2 protein-coding genes and 1 pseudogene are annotated in these 2,621 nt (G+C 71.3%); all 3 read right to left on the minus strand.

Going from position 1 to position 2,621, the window contains the following annotated elements; all coding sequences use genetic code 11:
• Nucleotides 1-247: pseudogene (locus tag H5J29_RS28635) on the minus strand (hypothetical protein); the annotation flags it as partial.
• Nucleotides 244-1,419: a protein translocase subunit SecF gene (gene secF / locus H5J29_RS28640; protein ID WP_181784097.1), complete on the minus strand. Its 1,176-nt coding sequence runs from the start codon at nucleotides 1,417-1,419 to the stop codon at nucleotides 244-246. The pseudogene H5J29_RS28635 and the gene secF, both read right to left, overlap by 4 nt.
• A 3-nt stretch (nucleotides 1,420-1,422) precedes the next feature.
• Nucleotides 1,423-2,621: protein translocase subunit SecD (gene secD / locus H5J29_RS28645; protein WP_181784098.1), on the minus strand; the 1,199-nt coding region annotated here is incomplete at its 5' end.

Genomic DNA, 2,621 nt, shown 5'->3' on the forward strand with positions numbered 1-2,621 from the left:
CCTCGGGGACGGGGCTCGCGAACGGGGTGCACTGGCCGACGAGATCCCCGGCGACGAGGTCCGCGGCGCCCGCCGAGGCGGCGAGCTCCGTGGTCAGCGTGGCGAAGGCCTCGGGGTCCGCCAGCACCGGCGTCAGGTCCCGGAACAGGACCCCGGGGTCGGGGTAGTCCGGCACCGAACGGACCAGGTCGCGGACCTTCTCCAGCTCGAACGCGGAGTCGTCGAGCGCACGGTCCGGCTCGGTCACCGGCGCCGCTTCCCCGTCGGCCGGGCCGCTTTGCCCTGCGGGCGACCGGGCTGGACGCGCTGTGGCGAGCTCGCGGCCGCGGCGAGGGCACGCTCCCGACGGAGCTCGCGGGCCACGGCCTCGTCGTCCCCGGTGTCGAGGTCCTCGACCGGCTCCCCGGCCTGCGCGGCCGCGGCCCGGGCGCGGCGGGCGAACACCCGGTCCGCCTGCTTGCGGTACTTCGGATCACGCATCTTGAGGTCCACGAGCAGCGGTGTGGCCAGCAGCAGCGAGGACAGGGCCCCCGCGATGATGCCGACGAGCTGCACCAGCGCCAGGTCGGCCAGCGTCCCGACGCCGAGGAGCCCGACGCCCACCACCAGCAGCCCGATCACCGGCAGCACGGCGATGAGCGAGGTGTTGATGGACCGCATCAGCGTCTGGTTGACCGCCAGGTTGGCCTGCTCGCCGTACGTCCGGCGGGTGAGCTGCAGCAGCCCTCGGGTGTTCTCCTTGACCTTGTCGAACACCACGACCGTGTCGTAGAGCGAGAAGCCCAGGATCGTGAGCAGGCCGATCACCGTGGACGGCGTGACCTCGAAGCCGACCAGCGAGTAGATGCCCGCGGTGACGACGACGTCGTGCACGAGCGCGACGAGCGCCGCGATCGCCATCGACCGTTCGAAGTACAGGGCCAGGAAGAGCGTGACGAGCACGAGGAACACGGCGAGCGCGATCAGCGCCTGCCGGGTGATCTCCCCGCCCCAGGTGCCGCTCACCGCAGTGTCGCTGATCACCTGCTCCGAAGGCTGCTCGTCCGCCCCGAGGGGCTGGAGCTGCTGGAACAGGGCGTCCTTCAGCGCGACGATCTGCCCGGCGTCGAGCGCCTCGGAACGGATCAGGATGGTGGCGTTGCCGCCGGTCCCCGCCGACTGGACGGTGGCCGGGTCCTCGCCCACGGTCTCCCGGAACACCTCCTCGACCTGCTCGGTCGTGATGGTGCCCTGGGCGCCGTTGGCCGGCATCTGGAACTGCGAGCCGCCGGTGAAGTCGATCCCGAGGTTGAACCCCCGGATCGCGATCGACAGCACGCAGACCAGCACCAGCACGCCGAACGTGATGTACCAGGTCTTGCGCTTCCCGACGATGTCGAACGCGCCGGTCCCGGAGTACAGCCTGCTGAACACGGACATGGCTCAGGCCCCCTTCGTGCCGGACGTGCCGGAGCCGACCTTGGGCGCGGTCTCTCGGGTGCGCCGTCGTTCCGCACCGATCCTCGCGACGGAGCCGAGCCCGGACAGCGCGGTACTGGAGAAGATCTTGGAGTTCGAGGCCAGCGCCACCAGCGGGTGCGTGACCAGGAAGACCACGACCAGGTCGAGCACGGTCGACATGCCCAGGGTGAACGCGAAGCCCTTCACCTGGCCGACGGCGAGGATGTAGAGCACCGCGGCGGCGAGGAAGCTCACGGCGTCGGCGGTGAGGATCGTGCGCCGGGCGCGGATCCAGGCCCGCGGCACCGCCGAGCGGAACGAACGGCCCTCCCGGACCTCGTCCTTGAGTCGTTCGAAGAAGATCACGAACGAGTCCGCGGTGATGCCGATCGCCACGATGAACCCGGCGACGCCCGCCAGGTCCAGGGTGAACCCGATCCACCGCCCGAGCAGCACCAGCACCGCGTAGACGACCGCACCGGACAGCACCAGGGACAGGATCGTGAGCAGCCCCAGCACCCGGTAGTAGAAGAGGCAGTAGACGAACACCAGCGCGAGGCCGATCGCGCCCGCGACCAGACCTGCCTCCAGCGAGGCGAGGCCGAGGGTCGCGGAGACGGTCTGCGCCTCGGACGCCTCGAAGGACAGCGGGAGCGAGCCGTAGCGCAGGATGCTCGCGAGATCCTGCGCCTGCTCCTGGCTGAAGTTGCCGCTGACCTGCGTGTTGCCGTAGAGCGCGCCCTGGATCGTGGGCGCGGAGACGACCTCGCCGTCGAGCACGAACGCGGCCTGGGTGCCCACGTTGGCGGCGGTGTAGTCGCCCCACGCCTGGTTGCCCGCCGCCTTGAAGGTCAGGTCCACCACGTACCCGACGCCCTGCTGGTCCGCCACGGCCTGCGCCGACGCGATCTCGGTGCCCTCGACGATCGTGGGTCCGAGCACGTACTTCGCCGTCTTGTCCTGGTCACAGGCGACGAGCGGGAGGGTGGGGTCGTCGTAGCCCTGGAGCGGGTCGGCCACGGAGCAGTCCAGCGTCTGGAGCGCCAGCTGCTGGATGGTCGGGTCGGTGCTCTGCCGCAGCTCCCTGGCCTGCGCGATGGCCTCCGCCTGGGCGGGGTCGTCGCTGCTCGGGGCGGCGGGCGGGGCGGGCGGCTGGGTGGGGCCCTGGGCGAGCGCCGTGG

Source organism: Pseudonocardia pini (assembly GCF_013870575.1).
GTDB classification, from domain to species: Bacteria; Actinomycetota; Actinomycetes; order Mycobacteriales; family Pseudonocardiaceae; genus Pseudonocardia; species Pseudonocardia pini.